At 44.9% G+C, this 16,114-nt stretch carries 16 protein-coding genes; 8 read left to right on the top strand and 8 right to left on the bottom strand.

The window, feature by feature from the left end; all coding sequences use genetic code 11:
* Nucleotides 1-12: 12 nt before the first annotated feature.
* Nucleotides 13-378, top strand: coding sequence for a response regulator (locus tag AC1DQW_RS08830; protein ID WP_477453750.1), 366 nt, complete (start codon nucleotides 13-15; stop codon nucleotides 376-378).
* A 16-nt stretch (nucleotides 379-394) separates the two neighbouring features.
* Here AC1DQW_RS08830 and AC1DQW_RS08825 read toward each other — a convergent pair whose 3' ends face one another.
* The 4 genes from AC1DQW_RS08825 to AC1DQW_RS08810 all read right to left on the bottom strand — a co-directional run bounded on the left by AC1DQW_RS08825 (nucleotide 395) and on the right by AC1DQW_RS08810 (nucleotide 7,452).
* The gene (locus tag AC1DQW_RS08825) at nucleotides 395-1,834 is read right to left on the bottom strand and encodes a PAS domain-containing sensor histidine kinase (protein WP_477453749.1); all 1,440 of its coding nucleotides are present in this window, start codon (nucleotides 1,832-1,834) and stop codon (nucleotides 395-397) included.
* A 169-nt stretch (nucleotides 1,835-2,003) separates the two neighbouring features.
* Nucleotides 2,004-5,201, bottom strand: a complete 3,198-nt coding sequence (locus AC1DQW_RS08820) for an error-prone DNA polymerase (RefSeq protein ID WP_477453748.1) — start codon at nucleotides 5,199-5,201, stop codon at nucleotides 2,004-2,006.
* Nucleotides 5,202-5,210: 9 nt separating this feature from the next.
* Nucleotides 5,211-6,713, bottom strand: a complete 1,503-nt coding sequence (locus AC1DQW_RS08815; RefSeq protein WP_477453747.1) for a Y-family DNA polymerase — start codon at nucleotides 6,711-6,713, stop codon at nucleotides 5,211-5,213.
* Nucleotide 6,714: 1 nt separating this feature from the next.
* Nucleotides 6,715-7,452 (bottom strand): ImuA family protein, encoded by a 738-nt coding sequence (locus AC1DQW_RS08810; protein WP_477453746.1) that lies wholly within the window; start codon nucleotides 7,450-7,452, stop codon nucleotides 6,715-6,717.
* Nucleotides 7,453-7,539: 87 nt separating this feature from the next.
* Here AC1DQW_RS08810 and AC1DQW_RS08805 point away from each other — a divergent pair, with 87 nt between their 5' ends.
* Complete coding sequence (locus AC1DQW_RS08805; protein ID WP_477453745.1) at nucleotides 7,540-7,812, top strand: hypothetical protein; 273 nt, start codon at nucleotides 7,540-7,542, stop codon at nucleotides 7,810-7,812.
* Between the two features lie 143 nt (nucleotides 7,813-7,955).
* On the opposite strand, the gene AC1DQW_RS08800 is transcribed toward AC1DQW_RS08805, so the two are convergent.
* Nucleotides 7,956-8,141, bottom strand: a complete 186-nt coding sequence (locus tag AC1DQW_RS08800) for a DUF2188 domain-containing protein (protein WP_477453744.1) — start codon at nucleotides 8,139-8,141, stop codon at nucleotides 7,956-7,958.
* Nucleotides 8,142-8,377: 236 nt separating this feature from the next.
* Here AC1DQW_RS08800 and AC1DQW_RS08795 point away from each other — a divergent pair, with 236 nt between their 5' ends.
* From AC1DQW_RS08795 to AC1DQW_RS08770, 6 genes are all read left to right on the top strand, one after another.
* A complete protein-coding gene (locus AC1DQW_RS08795) occupies nucleotides 8,378-8,770 on the top strand; it encodes a response regulator transcription factor (protein ID WP_477453743.1) in 393 nt (130 codons plus the stop codon).
* 21 nt (nucleotides 8,771-8,791) lie between these two features.
* Nucleotides 8,792-8,968 carry a hypothetical protein gene (locus AC1DQW_RS08790; RefSeq protein ID WP_477453742.1) on the top strand — a complete coding sequence of 59 codons (177 nt, stop codon included), beginning with the start codon at nucleotides 8,792-8,794 and terminating at the stop codon, nucleotides 8,966-8,968.
* A 16-nt stretch (nucleotides 8,969-8,984) separates the two neighbouring features.
* Entirely contained in the window at nucleotides 8,985-9,155 is a 171-nt protein-coding gene (locus AC1DQW_RS08785; RefSeq protein ID WP_477453741.1) for a hypothetical protein, read from the top strand.
* A gap of 212 nt (nucleotides 9,156-9,367) precedes the next feature.
* A complete protein-coding gene (locus tag AC1DQW_RS08780; RefSeq protein WP_477453740.1) occupies nucleotides 9,368-9,997 on the top strand; it encodes a PIG-L deacetylase family protein in 630 nt (209 codons plus the stop codon).
* A gap of 3 nt (nucleotides 9,998-10,000) precedes the next feature.
* Nucleotides 10,001-11,143: a glycosyltransferase family 4 protein gene (locus AC1DQW_RS08775; protein ID WP_477453739.1), complete on the top strand. Its 1,143-nt coding sequence runs from the start codon at nucleotides 10,001-10,003 to the stop codon at nucleotides 11,141-11,143.
* A 12-nt stretch (nucleotides 11,144-11,155) separates the two neighbouring features.
* Nucleotides 11,156-12,322, top strand: coding sequence for a glycoside hydrolase 100 family protein (locus tag AC1DQW_RS08770; protein WP_477453738.1), 1,167 nt, complete (start codon nucleotides 11,156-11,158; stop codon nucleotides 12,320-12,322).
* A gap of 38 nt (nucleotides 12,323-12,360) precedes the next feature.
* Here the strand turns inward: AC1DQW_RS08770 and AC1DQW_RS08765 are convergent, their stop codons facing one another.
* From AC1DQW_RS08765 to AC1DQW_RS08755, 3 genes are read right to left on the bottom strand one after another with little or no spacing between them, the layout of a single operon-like run.
* Nucleotides 12,361-13,716 (bottom strand): alkaline phosphatase family protein, encoded by a 1,356-nt coding sequence (locus tag AC1DQW_RS08765; protein WP_477453737.1) that lies wholly within the window; start codon nucleotides 13,714-13,716, stop codon nucleotides 12,361-12,363.
* 9 nt (nucleotides 13,717-13,725) lie between these two features.
* A complete protein-coding gene (gene eboE, locus AC1DQW_RS08760; RefSeq protein WP_477453736.1) occupies nucleotides 13,726-14,931 on the bottom strand; it encodes a metabolite traffic protein EboE in 1,206 nt (401 codons plus the stop codon).
* A 12-nt stretch (nucleotides 14,932-14,943) separates the two neighbouring features.
* Nucleotides 14,944-16,107, bottom strand: a complete 1,164-nt coding sequence (locus AC1DQW_RS08755) for a 3-dehydroquinate synthase (RefSeq protein WP_477453735.1) — start codon at nucleotides 16,105-16,107, stop codon at nucleotides 14,944-14,946.
* Between the last annotated feature and the right edge of the window lie 7 nt (nucleotides 16,108-16,114).

The raw sequence follows: 16,114 nt of genomic DNA, 5'->3' as shown, positions 1-16,114 counted from the left end.
AACCATACAGGTATGGAAACGATAATTGTACAGGATACCGACAAAGCTATTTTAGAAATCCTTACCGAGGCTTTGGAGATGGAAAATTTTAAGGTTTACCCGATAATGGATTTTGATGAAGGTTTTCTGGACCTGATAGACCGGGTCAGGCCGCATGTGGTCATATTGGATTATCGTTTAACCGGCTATCGCTGCCTGGAGGTGCTTCACAGTGTCAAGAATAAATACCCATATCTGCCCGTTATTGCTACCAGTTGCAATAGTAATATTAACCACGAGTACAGCCTGCTTGGTTTTGATGGTTATATCGCCAAACCCTTTGACCTGGATCTGCTTTACAGGATATTGAGGAAACATATTCCTAAAATAGAAGCTTAAGCAAGCAGCATAAGCGTTATATCGGAATTTTAAACCAGAAAGTACTTCCTTCTCCCACCTTACTATCAACGCCTATTTCGCCGCCATGTTTCCTGATAATCTCTGCGCTTATAAATAATCCCAAACCCAGGCCGGAATATTGACTTTCCATGCTATTCCCCTGGTAGTAGCGGTCAAAAAGGAGGGGCAGCTTATCAGCCGATATGCCCGGACCCCTGTCGGTTACCGATACTTTTACTGTTGTCGCAACTTGCTCAATCCGGATATGGATCTCCTTCGATTCCGGGGCATATTTAACCGCGTTACCCAGGAAGTTTACAATTACTCTTTCAATCCGCTCTGCGTCCGCGTTAACTTCGAGTTCTTTCGAACCATTAATGACGACCTGCGGGAATCCTTCGACGCGTAGATAATTGCAACATTCTTCTGCGACCTTATACAGGTTGAAGGTTGTCTTTTTTAAATCCAGCTGATCCCTATAAGTCTTGCTTGCGTTTAACAGGTCATCAACCAGCATAACAATTTTATTAACGCTCTTATTCGCTTGAAGAATTAATGTTTTTAACCGGTCGGCTAAACCATCTTTCATCCTGTCCAATAGCTGAAGAGAGGTCTTTAAACTGGTAATAGGTGTTTTCAGTTCGTGACTGGCAATGCTGATAAAGTCATCTTTATGGCGTTCTATTAATTTATCTTTGGTTATATCGCTGATGGTTCCCAATATCTTCAAAGGTTTCCCTGTAGCATCAGTCTCTGTTTTCCCCTGGAAATTTACCCATTTAACCGAACCGTCCCGGGTAACAAGCCGGACTTGCAAGTCTATCATATCACTTTCGGGTAAGGAGTTGATCGCTGCCTGGAACTTTGGCAGGTCTTCTTTCCACAAATGCGGGAAATATGTTTCTATACTCCAGTTTTCCTGCTGCCGATCATAACCAAATATTTCATCGTGCCCTTCTGAACGGTAAACCGTGTTGTCCTTTAAATCCAGCTCCCATACCGCCATTTTTGAATACTTAAGCGCCATATTCAGGCGTTTTTCGCTTTCTTCAAAACGCTTCAAACCAGTGTAGTCATCTAATACGGTAAAACCAAAGGTTTCGCCTTCATCTTTAAACAAAATCGTTGTCACGTTTACCCATACCAGGGATCGGTCTTTTTTGTGAAGACAAGCCTGGAGTTTAAAAAAAGGAACTTTTTTTGACCAAAGCTCCATCTGCAATTCATGCCAATGCTGTTTATATTCTTCGCAGGCATGATCAAGAATTTTTGAGCCCTCGATTTCTGCGGTGGAATAACCCAGTAGTTCTGCCAGGGCATTATTTGCTTTTAGGATTGTTAAATCCGACGCAATGATCTTGCTGGCGGCACTGGTCTGCTTAAATATGGTATTAAACTTATCATTGCATTCCAGGAACCTTTTTTCAAAGTTTGGTGAGCCAATTTCTTTTTCCATACCGAATCACTTTATGATCAAAATATTAACATATTTTGGCTAAAAAGTGTTTGATTAAAGCTTGTATAAACAGACTTTGCCCGCATGGATTTGTATCAGAAAAATGCTGCTTTTCGGGAAAAATTCCACCACATTTTGCCTGTTATACGGGTTGGTTCAATTATATAATTTACTTAAAATTCCTTCCCTTATGGAAAACATCTTTTTGGGCAATGGCTGGCACACTTTTTTCGTCTGCGCGGGATAAGGTAAGTACCGGCAGGTCTTCATTTTTGGCAGCGGTGAGGTTGCCCAGTAGCTTATTAAAATTGTAGCAACGCTTTAAAACGACATGGATAACCTCGCCTTCTTTTTGAAGCCTGCCTTCCACCATGATGAGTTTGGACTGTAAGATCTCTTTGCGGTACTGATCAAACAGTTTTTGAAAAACCACCAGGTTGGTTGTTCCGGTTTCATCCTCTATCGTAATAAAACAAATACCGCTTGCGGTACCTGGCCTTTGGCGTACCAGCACCAAACCAGCTACTTTTACAAAATCGCCATCTTTGGCCGTGCCCAGTTCTTTTGCCGGTAAAACATGCAGCAACTTCAATTTTTCGCGTAAAAAACTCACTGGGTGGGCCTTGAGCGATAACGACGTTGAAGCATAATCCTGTACCACATGTTCGCTTTTTGTCATGAGCGGCAGGGCTACCTGTATTTCGGTCGCGCTTTCAGACGGCTGGCCCTTAAAAAGCTCAACCGGTCTGTCGCCTAAAGCGGATACCTCCCATAAAGCATGCCTGCGATCGAGCCCTAAAGAGCAGAAAGCATCCGCGTCTGCCAGCTTTTCCAATGTCACCTGCGGCACACCAGCATCGCGCAAAGCGGTAATCGAAGAGTAGCCGGCTAATCTTCCGGCAATCAGGGCCTCAATATCTTCTTCGCGCAAGCCAGCAACCTGCCTGAAACCCAAACGAACGGCGCAATACCTGCCTGATTTTTCTTCCTGCAGGTTATCCCATTGCGAGAGGTTGATATCTACCGGTTTTACCTCTACACCATGTTTTTGTGCATCAATCACAATCTGCGCAGGCTGGTAGAAGCCCATCGGCAAACTATTTAACAAGGCAGTGGCAAAAACATCGGGATAATAATGTTTTAGCCACGAGGAAATATAAACAAGCAGCGCAAAGGAAACCGCATGGCTTTCGGGGAAACCGTAGCCCTCAAACCCCTGTAGCTGTTTAAAAATCCGCCTGGAAAAGTCCTCCTCATAACCCCTGGCCATCATGCCGTCCACTATTTTCTTTTCGTATAGGTACAACTTGCCATTGGCTTTAAAAGAAGCCATACTTCGGCGCAGTTCGTCTGCTTCTGCTGGTGTAAAGCCTGCGGCTACAATGGCAATCTCCATAGCCTGCTCCTGGAACAAAGGCACGCCCAATGTCCGGCCCAGGATTTCTTCCAGTTCTTTGGAGGGGTAGTCCACCGGTTCTTCCTTATTACGGCGGCGCAGGTAGGGATGCACCATATCACCCTGGATTGGCCCCGGGCGAACAATAGCTACCTCGATCACGAGGTCGTAAAAGCAGTTGGGGCGCAGGCGGGGCAGCATGGACATTTGTGCCCGGCTTTCAATCTGGAAAACACCGATGGTATCCGCATGGCTGATCATTTCGTAAACGGCGGGATCATCCTGCGGAACATTGGCTAAGGTTAGGTTAAGCCCGTAATGCTGTTTGGCCAGGTCAAACGCCTTACGTATACATGTCAACATCCCCAGCGCCAGCACATCCACTTTTAAAAATCCCAATGCATCTATATCATCCTTGTTCCATTCGATGCAGGTACGGTTTTCCATCCGCGCATTCATCACGGGGCACAGGTCGGATAATTTACCTTGGGTGATGACAAAGCCGCCGGTATGCTGACCAAGCTGGCGCGGAAAACCCATGAGTTGGCCGGTCAATTCCAGTACTTTTTTCAAATACGGATCTTTGGGATCCAGGCCCTGGCTGGTAAGTAATTTGCCTTCAAACCATTCATCGGTAAATTCCCAGATAGAAGCGGATAAACGGTTAATGGTATCTACAGATAAGCCCATGGCTTTGCCCACATCCCTGATTGCACCCTTTTGCCGCTCCTGCGTTACTGTGGCAACAATGGCGGCACGGTCTCGGCCATATTTGTTATAGATATACTGGATTACTTCTTCGCGGCGTTCATGCTCAAAGTCTACATCGATGTCGGGTGGTTCATTCCTGGCTTCAGACATGAACCTGGCAAACAGCAGTCTGAATTTGGAGGGATCAACGGAGGTAATACCGAGACAATAGCAAACAACCGAGTTGGCTGCCGAACCCCGTCCCTGGCATAAGATGCGCTGGCTTCTGGCAAAACGCACAAAGTCATGAACCGTAAGGAAATAGGCCGCCAGATTTCGTTTTTCCATAAAGGCCAGTTCAGTCCGGATCGTATTTTCTATTTTTTCGGGGATAGCTCCACCAAATCGTTCCTCAGCCCCCTGCCAGGTTAAAAAGGTTAATTCTTCCATAGGAGTGCGGCCATCACTGGTTATTTCTTCGGGATAAACATATTCCAGGCTATCTAAGGAGAACCGGCAGGCTTCGGCGATTTCCTGTGTACGCAAAATAGCATCAGGGTATTGCCTGAACAGGCGCTGCATTTCAGCTATGGGTTTCAGGTATCTTTCGGCGTTTTGATGCAGCAGAAAACCCGCATTTTGGATCGTGCATTTTTCACGAACGCAGGTTAAAATATCCTGTAGCTCCCGCCGGGCATGTTCATGGTAATGCACGTCATTGGTAGCTACCATCGGTATGTCCAGCTTTTCTGCTAATTGAGACAGCTGGTAAAGCTGCTTGGTATCATCACCGTTATACAGGCGCATAGCACCTAAGTAAACTTCCAATCCCAGCGCCTCGCGGTATTCTGCTAAAGCGCTTTTAAAATTATTCTCAAAATCAAACCGGTTATTCAGCGAAGCTGGCGGTACAACAATAAATTTTATGCCTTTAGCATGTTCATACACATCTGCCCGGTATAAATGACACTGACCCTTTTCCGCTCTAAGGTTGCCAACTGTTAGTAAGCCGGATAAACGGCTATAAGCATCCCTGTCAGTAGGGTAGGCTAACAGGCCTGGGCCATCCAGCAGATCCAGCCGGCAGCCGGGAATAATGGAAATACCAATTTTTTTTGCGGATACATGGGCGCGAACAATCCCGGCCAGCGTATTGCGGTCAGTAATGGCAATCCGCAAATACCCATAGGCCGCAGCCTGTTCCACCAGCTCATCAGGATGAGAAGCTCCCCGCAGGAAGCTGAAATTGGATGTGACCTGTAATTCGGTGTAACTCATCATTTACCTCTTTTACGCAAAAAATCCATGAATAAACCATTGGTGCATTTTGTCGCCCGAATAATGTCCTAAGCGGAATAGCCAGTAACGCTTGCCATCAGTATCCTCCACCATATAATAATCCCGGTGTTCGCCGTTTTCCAGCCACCATTCCCGCTCAATACGCTCCGGGCCATCTGCCTTTTTAACCTGGTGCACCTTACCTTTGTAAATAAACAGCATAGGCGGGTTATCGGGTATCAGCGCCGTTACTTCAATGGTTTCGGGTACGTTTAGCAATGATATAGGTCGTGGTTTATCGGTACGCCAGTCAATCTCCGGTTTGTCCTGGAGTGAACAGGCCGCTTTAACCGATCGTTCCGGCCAGTAATGTGCTACCGGCAGGTAACGGTGTATAACATTGGCGCCAACTTTCCCTGCCAGCCGGTCAAGCAGTTCGGCAATTGCCGTATCTTCCAGGCCGGGGCTGCCTGCCCATAAAGCTTCCTGTACTATGGATGCATCTTCTACTTTCGGCGCTTCCATTACAAACAGCTCGATGCCTAAAGCGGGTTCTATAGTTGCAATTTTCAATTCAAACAATTTGAACAAATGCGGAATATGGTGGGTAGCGCTGTTAGTGCCGATGGCTATTTGTTCTACTTTGCCGTCAATCCGGTAGCATTTTAAAATGGCTGTCCGCAGCCCCTTACCATCCTGTTTTAAACGCAGGCAAAGCATTTCCAGTAAGCGTGTAATCGCAATTTCAATCCCGATAGCTGTCCTGATCGGTTCCAGGCAAGGCAACCGTTCGCTGTAAGGTTCAATAGGTTGCAATGGCTGAATTACTTCCTCTGCCTGGCCCAAAGCCTGGTCAAGCCGCAAAAGCAGGTTTTGCCCAAAACGCCGCCGCAAAGCAGAGCGCTGCATGGTAATAAAGCTGCGAATGCTGCGAAACCCTAATTTTTGCAGGCGCTCCGTAATAATATTGTCCAGGCGAAGCGCGGCAGGTGGTAAGGGCAGCAAAGCTTCAGTTTGCCCGTTGGGCTCAATAATGGCTTTAACCTGCCCAAACCGGGCAACAGCCCACGCGGTACCAATGGTATCGGCCATTGCTGCCCGTACATCAAAACCCTTACCTCTTAACCGGGTAAGCACTTCTTTTAAAAAACCTTTTTCATCACCCCATAAATGGGTACAGCCGGTAACATCAAGTATCAGCCCATCCGGCGGGTTGGCTGCTACAAAAGGTGTATAACGGATACACCACCCGCCTAATAATGTCAACAGTTTTACATCTTTGCCGGGAATGTCATCGATCACCTGCAGGCAGGGAACAATGGCCTTGGCATCAGCCGCTACCATACCGATAGTAACCGCTTGTAATACTGCCTCTTTGTTTGTTGCAGTAATAACCATGCGGCCGTGATCGGGTGCGGCAAATACAAAAGGCACGCCTTTTAATTCAGGCTTGCGGAGGGTAAGCCAGTCTGTAAGTAAATGACGAAACCATATGGTAACAAAACGCTTTTGCATATTAACCGGCCTTTAATGGTTGCAGTGGTAATTCATTTTCGGTGGCAGGTTTGTGGATAGGTATAAACCGGTCTATTGCCCATTCCATCTGCCAGGCGCCCGGATTGCCGTTACGGACTTTTAGCAGCTCCACCTGCCAGCGCGGAAAACCTATGCCCGGCATATTGTTTTCCGGTTCACTTGGTATTGAAGTGATCTGCCACCGGGCAACACAAGCTGTAGTACTTAGTTTACGGGCATCAGTACGTAGGATAAAGCCAGTCACCCTGCTGGTTTCGACCGCCAGTTGCAGTCTTCGTGATTGCGCAAAGCTAATCTCCGGCACTTCCCCGATAACAGCAGCGAGCCCCTCGCATTTCAAGGCTTCTTCCATTGCCCAAAGCACATCTTTTTCTTTTTGAAGATCGATAAAAATTACCCGGTCGGGCTCGATGCCAAATGCCTTGAGGGCAGGGGGAAATAGTTTCCGGGAGGTGCTGATCCATACGCCTATACCATCATTTTGCATCAGCCTGCCTAATAACGCGGCCATGAAGCCACCGCAAGCCGCAGCCTGCTCCGTTTCTGTGCCTAAAAATTCATGTACTGTTCCGGTCGGAAAAATACCATTAGGAAAAGCGGCTTCGACTGATCCCAACCCCATAACAGAAGCAGCGCCTGCTGCCGGCGGCTTAAAGCCCTCCAAAAGCAAAATATCCTTTCGGAGCTGACTGATGATATTTTTTTTGGTATCGGGCATACACGTTCAATTTGGAAATGTAAAATTGCTAATAAATTTAGCAATTTATATGAAGAATTAAAAAATAATTTTGACATTTGTTTTATCATGATGAAGAATATGGAGTTGACCAAAGAAGCAAAAGCATGGATTAAACGTAAAAGCGGCCCTGACGAGATTGTGCGGGTAATGCCCGATACGGAAAGTAAGGGAGCTGTGCTGTGCTATCACTTGTATACTGCCTTTGAAGATAACCCTGATTACTTAGGCAGGATATTGTTTGATGCACAGGGTTACTGGATTTATGATGGCGAAATACTCACCGTTGCGGAACAGGAACAACTGGCGAGGTTCATCATTGGTTACGTAGAAACGGTTTAAAAGGGGAGAGGTGAGGGACTTATATGGAACAGCTGCGTTTTTTTGCAGAAGCCGGACAGCGCACGAGATTGCCAAAAGAATTGTTGGAATATCTAAATCCGCTAACCCAACGACAGCCCGGGTCAATCTAACTTTTCGGGTAGTTATTTAGCTTCCTTTTTCTTTCGGTTAGCAAAAAACTGACGCGCACGTTTCAATCCTGTAGCAATGGCGATGCCTTCTTCAGCGCCATCTTTCAACACTTCATTTGCAATCTCTACCGCCTTTTCCCGAAGCTTTTTTGGCTGATTTTTATAAGATGGCGGGTAATCTCCGTTATACCAGGGCATAAAACCTCCTTTTTTAAATTAACAGCCTGAAAAATGGAATGTTTTAGTGTCACTAATGATTCGGGGCCTTGCCTGGTGCGTACCCAAATTTAACCCATATTAAGGGACTGATTTTTTCTTTGTTAATTATATACTAACGGGGCAAACACTACGTTAAAATCATACCATTTATTCAACCAACACCAAAATTATTTCTGCCGGTGTTTCTATTGTTTATTGATAAAAAAATAAAGCTTATGGAAACGATCATGGTACAAGAAAACGATGCTGCCACTTTAGATGTGCTCAGTATCGCTCTACAAATGGAGGGATTCCGTGTTTACAGCCTGACTGATCAAAACGAAAATGTTCTGGATATGATCAGGCAGCACCGCCCAAAGCTTGTGCTGCTGGACTGCTGGCTCAGTAATCACTCCGGCAAGCAGGTTTGCCAATGGATCAAGTCGCATTTTCCAGGCCTGCCGGTAATTGCTATAAGCTGCGATAACAACATTGATGCACATTATCGGGAGCTGGGCTTTGATGATTATCTTAAAAAACCATTCGACCTGGATCAGCTTTACCAGGTGGTAAGGAAACAGGTCTCCTGGTATAAACGAAAAAAGAAATACACCGAGTTAACACTATAAATATGCACTAATTTAAAGGTCATGGATATCAATTATTGGTGGATCGGTCTGTTTATCGTCCTGATGGCTATACTGGTAATCTGGCTGATCAAAAGGAACATCAAGGACGAAAAGAAATTTGAGAAAGAATTGATACAGTCGGAACTTAAGCCGGAGGCTCACAAGGACCATGACGAACAGTCGCCGGATAATGTTTAACACAAAACTAAAGGCTATGTTATTAAAGAGAAATCAATCGGCTGTTTCAAACCAGCCAAGGGCACCGGTAATAAAAACCGAAGGACCGCTTTGTGAAAAAGACGAACAAGGGTTAGCAATAGAGCGTACCAAATTGCTTCAAAAGGAAGCACTTGAAAAATGGCATCGCTTAAAAAGAAACAAGTAAAACAAGAATGGTGTTGACTGAAAAGTTAGCACCATTTTTATTTACCCGGACTACCTTTTGTATACCCGCTTTTCGACAGTTTTGGGTATATAAAAAACAAAAAATACGTGAAAACTCCATTCACCACTACCCAACTTCACAGGACGCCCACTCACATGCATGGCGTAATCTTTAAAAACTATTTACGGGAATAAGTGTTTTTTATTGACCTGATGGACAAAAAAACAAAGACAGTGGCCATTATTGTGGCACATCCGGATGATGAGACCTTGTGGGCCGGGGGGACTATTTTAAGCAATGCTTACTGGCAGTGTTTTATTGCCAGCCTTTGCCGGAAAAACGACCCCGACCGCGCTCCCAAATTTGAAAATGTAATAAATATTTTAGGTGCAAACGGCGCGATGGGGGATATGGATGATAGCCCCGAACAAAGCCCACTGCCAGAGCACGAAGTAGAAAATGCAATTCTTGCATTATTGCCGTTGAACCACTTTGACCTTATTATAACCCATAGTATTTACGGGGAATATACCAGGCACCGCCGACATGAGGAAATAGGCAGCGCCGTTATCCGTTTATGGCACTCGGGTAAATTGACAACCAGCGAATTTTGGCCTTTTGCTTTTGAAGATCATCAAAGGGCTCATTTTCCTGTTGCGATAAAAAACGCACCTGTTTTTTATGAATTACCGTATGAAATTTGGCAAAGGAAATATAACATTATTACAAATATATACGGATTTAATCCGGACAGTTGGGAAGCGCAAACTACCCCAGGGGAAGAGGCCTTCTGGCAATTTTTAAGCGCCGACCAGGCCTATGATTGGTTGGTTAACAGATAATATATGAAAGTTTTATTATTATATGATTATCCCCCGTCTCCCAGCGGTTTGGCAACGCAAGGTGAACTGCTTTACAAGGGCCTGATTGAAATGGGTGTGGAGACCTTTGCTGTAAATTGCGAATCCCCGCAGGAAAAGGAATGGTATTACCGCTGGTTTAAACCCGACGTGGTAACGGGTATTGGTTATTGGGGGCATACGCCTGATCTGATCCTCCATCCGCAGAAATTTGGAGTTCAGCCTGTTCCCTGGTTAGTTGCCAACGGTTATATTGCCAATTACCAGGATGTGTTGAATAAGTTACCGTTGATTTTGGTCACTTCAAACTGGGTAAAGGAAATGTATGTGCGCGATGGAATAAGCGTTGAAAATATTGAGGTGTTACCCGTGGGTTGTGATACAGATGCTTTTATACCCCGTGAAAATGATGATCCGAAAATTGCAGCAGTAAAAGCATCATTGGGTATATCGCCTGCTGAATTGATGCTGCTTACCATTGGCGGGGATGCAGCATCAAAGGGCGCGCAGGAAGTAATGCGCGCGCTTGCCCTAATAAAAGACAAAGTACCCCCCTGGAAATATGTTTGCAAGGTATGGCCACAGCCACGTACTGATCTGCAAAACCAGGCTGACCGGGAACTTGCCCGGGAGCTGGGTATTGAAGAACGCGTGGTTTATGCAAACAGCATTGTATCGCGGAATTTTATACCTTATTTAATGGGGGCGTGTGATATTTATGCAGCACCTTCGCGTTTGGAAGGTTTTGGTATGTCGCAAGTGGAAGCAAATGCCTGCCACAAACCGGTTATATCCATGAAAGCGATGGGTATGCTGGATACAATGGTTGACGGCGAAACTGCCCTGCTTGCTAATATAGCACAGCATATTGTGGTAAACCAGGTTACCTTAGGAAAAGCTGCAGGCTATGAGGAGAATCATATTGTTGAATTTGATATCCCCCGTACGGTAGATTATCGGGCAAACGTAGATGATATAGCTGCAGCTTTACTTGAGCTGATGAACCACCCCTTAAAAAGGATTGAGTTGGGTAAGGCAGGCAGAAAACGGGTGGTTGAGAATTTTGATTACAGGATAGTAGCCAAAAAATTTGTTGAAACAGTGACCCGTAAATTAAGGATATCCTAAATTGAGCAAGCTATGGAAACAGTAAACTGGTTGGAGATTGAAGCAGCAAAAAAAGCCGCTACCGAAATTTTGATCCATAATTCGCATGGACCATTTCATGGTTTACCGCGTACCGCCGGATGGGGATACCCTGAGCCCTACACCCGCGACCTGATGTTGTCTATTTTAGGCATAGCGGTGAGCGGTAACAAGCACCTTATTGAAAGCACCCGTAAAGTATTACAAACGCTTGCAAAAAACCAAACCAGTCATGGCCATATAACTTCGCTGGTACATGATAAAGATGACCGGGGTGCAAGCGATACTACGCCATTGTTTTTAATGGGAGTTGGCATATTCAGGGAGCTGACAGGCGAGGCAGATTTTTTAGAAGACGCCGTGCAAAAATCATTGACCTGGATGGAGTATCAAAGCCCGTCTGACCGGATAATGGTTGCCCAGCAGCCAACCAGCGACTGGCGCGATGAGCAATGGGTATTAGGATATGGTTTGTTTGTAAATACGGTTGTTTACAGTTACCTGCGCCTGCTTGGGCAGGATGAGCGGGCAGACCAGATGTGCAAAGAAATGAAACGGTTTACCATTGAGGATTACATCCCGTTTCACAAACACGAAGGGCTTAAAGTTAAAAGCAAGCCGTATTATGCTTTCTGGTCATACAAGGTTCATTTTAGCGAACGGTTTGATCTGCTGGGTAATAGTATGGCTATTCTTGCCGGCCTGGTATCTGTTTCAAAAGCTGAAGAAATTATAGCCTGGGTAGAAGAAGAATGCAGGCTTATGAAGGAAAAAGGCGATCTGGCTGCTGACATTCCGCCAAATTTTTTCCCCTTTGTGCTGCCTGGTGATGCTGACTGGCATCCCCGCTACGAGAACTTTAACATGCCCGGCAATTATCACAATGGCGGAATCTGGCCGTTTATATGTGGGTTTTATGTTGCGGCGCTTGTTGCTGCTAAACGGTATCGGCTTGCAGAGCAAAAATTGATGGAGCTAACCAAACTGGTAAGGTTATCCCAGGACCAAAATCTTGAGTTTGGCTTTAATGAATGGATAAAGGCGCAGAATGGCCAGGTAATGGGGGTTGACTGGCAAAGCTGGAGCGCCGCTTTATACCTGTATGCTGCAACCTGCGTGCAGGAAAGAAAAACGCCATTTTTTGATAAAATGAGGGGATAATCAATCACCTCATTTTATCGTTTTTGCGCTTCAATTTGCTATTTCATTGTTAAATGTTTCCAGATAATGTCAAAAACATCAACCGGAGCAATATGATCCTGTAAAATCTTATTGTCGGTTATTAATACTGGTTTATACTTTTCAGGAACACCAGTCCGCCCATGCGACCCTTTAATCAATGTGGCATCTAAGGGGATAACATCCATTACATACCTAAATCCGGCTTTTTTACGAAGCAGTTTGTATCCTGCACGGGCTTTTGAGGTCATAAACATTTCTACAGGATCATAGCCCGGTTTCTTGTGAATGTCAACCACGCGGGCATAATCAGGTGCTTTGGCATCATCCAGCCAAAAATAATAGGTAAACCAACAACTTTCATCAGCCATTAATACCAGGTCGCCGGCACGTTCATGATTTATATGATAAGCGGCCTGCTCTTTACGGTCAAGCACAAGCTGGATACCCGGTGTTGTTTTTAATAAAGTTTTTACCTGTTCCGTTACCGATGGGTCATTAATGTATACATGGGCTATCTGATGATCAGCAACTACAAACGCTTTGGATGCGCCGGGATCAAGCAGTTCTAAGCCGCGTTCCACACGTATCTGTACCAGGTTATGCTCGCGGAATAAACGGTTTAAATGTATGGGCTTGCTTACCGGGGCTATACCATATTCGGACAACAGGACGATACGTGCTTTCTTCTTTTCATAAAAAGTAACCAGTTCTTCAACAAGGGCATCTATTTCTCCAAGCTCTTTGGCTATTTTTGATTCATCGGGCCCAAACTTTTGCAGGCAATAATCCAAATGCGGAAGATAAATCAATGTAAGGGTAGGGTTGTGCAGGTCATCGGTATACATTGATGCATCTGCTATCCATTTGCTCGATTTGATATTTGCCCCTGGCCCCCAGAATTGAAACAGCGGAAACTGCCCAAGCTTTTCCTGGAGCACATCACGCAGTTCGGCAGGGTGCGAATAGCAATCAGGCATCTTCCTACCGTCGGCTAAATAATTGGGCCGGGGTGTTACCGAATAATCGGCGGTAGAATACATATTATACCACCAAAACATCATCGATGAGGTAAAAGAAGGGTCTTCTTTTTTTGCCTTATCCCATATCTTTTCTCCGCTTACCAGCTTGTTTGATTGTTTCCAGAATTTAATTTCGCTGTCAATACGGTCATACCAGCCGTTACCTACGATGCCATTTTCAGATGGATATTTCCCTGTAAGATAGGCTGATTGCACGGCAGTGGTTACGGCCGGCAAAAGTGGCTCAATAGTATTTAAGTTTTTTCGGGCGATATACGCTTTTAAAAAAGGCGTATGTTCGCCAATCACAGCGGTAGATAAGCCTACAATATCAATAACAACCGTTTTATTCATAATGCCAAATCAGTTTGTTAATTTATATTTAACCCATTCAAGTTCCCTGATAATAGATTGAGTAAGGGGAATCTTCAAAGCATCCGGTAATACCCCCCATGTATAAGTTTCAACTTCAAGATGATCGGTAAAAGGGTTTTGCTCCTGGATGGCTAATACCTTTATAATATCGGCTTGTGTGGATTGAAGCAGTCCAAAATTCTCTAAAAATACGGGTACATGAAAATGCGCCCTCCATTCATGAGCATCATCAGTTGCTGTTAATGCATTGGGCAAATCAGGGTAGCGCAACAATTCCCCGTTGGCAAGCCTGGCAATAACCTGGTGCAGGTAGGTAGCTTCATTAAATTTTTCAAACTCTGCCAGGATTGCCTTTTTATTGGCGCGCGATGCATCAAATGTTGCTTTAAGTGCAGCACTGATCTGTATCTTACCCACCTTTATTCCTTTTTGGGCTAATTCATCAATGATGAGTTCATGCGGTTCGTAACCTATGGCAAAATGGCAAACATCATAACATAAATTTATATGATCCCTGATGAGCTGTTGCGATTCGGCAGCTGGTATTTTATATTCCTTTTCAAAAAAACCAACACCTTGCGGCAGCAGGTCCCGCTCAAACCATTCGATGAACTCTTTCCCTGTTTCCAGGATCCCATCGGGCTCGGGTTCTATATCCAAATGTAATTTAACACCTGTTTTTTGCTTTATGATGTTCAGTTCTGCAGCTACCTGTAATATGTTTTTTGTGGCCGCTGATTTGGCCGCTTCAAGTGCCGCCTCGCTATCAAACCAATTGCGGTAACTTAACGGCGAAGTTGATATACCGCCTTCCATGCCGTTGGGCAGCAAAACAGCCAATATATGGAATAGCCTAATGGTATAAGCCACGCGGTCGCTGGTTGTCCAGTCGGGGGCGTGCACCTGGTCTTTAACTATAACATGATGAAACCCGCCATACGGGAAGCCATTCATTGTAAACACGTAAGCATCATGAAGTTGTAACCACTGTTTAAACTGCCGCAGATTATCGCCCTGGAGTAGCTCGATACTGGCAATATTAGATAACCGCAGCCCAATACCCATTGGTGCATCCGGTGATAGTTGTTGCTTTATTTCGGGAAAGCTAAGTTTCAAAGCATCGAAATGATCAGCCCAGTTTTCGCCGGCGTGTATATTGGTGCAATAGGTTAAATGCCCTGCTGTAAGTTTCATAAATGTAGATGATTAGTGCAATTGAAGTTTATGCATCTGCGCTAATTTTTCGCCAGCCTGTTTTAACAGGTTGGTATCAATTTCGTGCACTTCTTCGCCTTCGCCAATAGCGTTAAGCAGCATAATGGTTAGTTGCCCGCCTAAATGTTCCCGAAATTCTTCCAGTCCGGCTAATATTGGGCTGTTGTCTTTATCTATTTGCAATAAAGGATGTGAAACTTCAAAGCCAAGGCTTTGCAAGGTTTGGATTATCCTGGTGCTTTGTGCAGATGGTAAACGGCCCGAAAGATCAGAATAAACGGTATCCAGTGCAATGCCCATGGCCACTGCTTCACCGTGGCGTACTTCAAAATTGCTCAGGTACTCCAGCTTATGTGCACTCCAATGCCCAAAATCAAGCGGGCGTGATGATCCGCTTTCAAAGGGATCGTTGCCGGCAATATGCTCCATATGGAGTTGTGCGCACTTCCATACCAGGTAATTCATTGTTTCCATATCGCGTTGAACCAATGCTCCGGTATTTTTTTCAATCCAGTTGAAAAATTGCTCATCTTTTAATAAAGCAACCTTTACCGCTTCAGAAATTCCTGAACGCCATTCGCGATCGGTTAATGTTTTTAAGAAATCATCATCATTAAAAACTACCGCCGGAGGCATGAATGTTCCTAAAAAGTTTTTCTTGGAGAAGAAGTTAATTCCATTTTTTACCCCGATTCCAGAGTCATTCTGCGAGAGCACCGTGGTTGGTATACGTATATGTTTGATGCCACGATGTGATACCGCCGCAGCATAACCCACCATGTCGAGCACCGAGCCACCACCAATAGCTACAATATAGGAGTGCCTGTCGATGCCATAGGTATTAACAGCTTCAACAACGCTGTCAAAATAAGTTATGTCGTTTTTTACTACCTCACCACCCGGTACAACCAAAATATCCGGAATAAGCCGGACATGGTTGCTAAAGGCAAAATATTCCTGTATTTCTGCTATCAGCTTAGGGTGCGCGTCAAGAACGCCTTTATCGGCAACAAAAAGTATTTTACGTAATGAAGCCGGTGTGCCGGAACCTTGTAAAAAGTCGTTAAATAAGTTGTTGGTTTTATTAAAAAGGCCAGTGGTAAAATAAACCTGGTATTCAAACTTTACAGAAAAAGATTGAGATAAATGCTTCATATACAGA

It is taken from the genome of Mucilaginibacter sp. P5_A4 (genome assembly GCF_056400605.1).
This window is presented reverse-complemented; position numbering and strand designations above follow the sequence as displayed.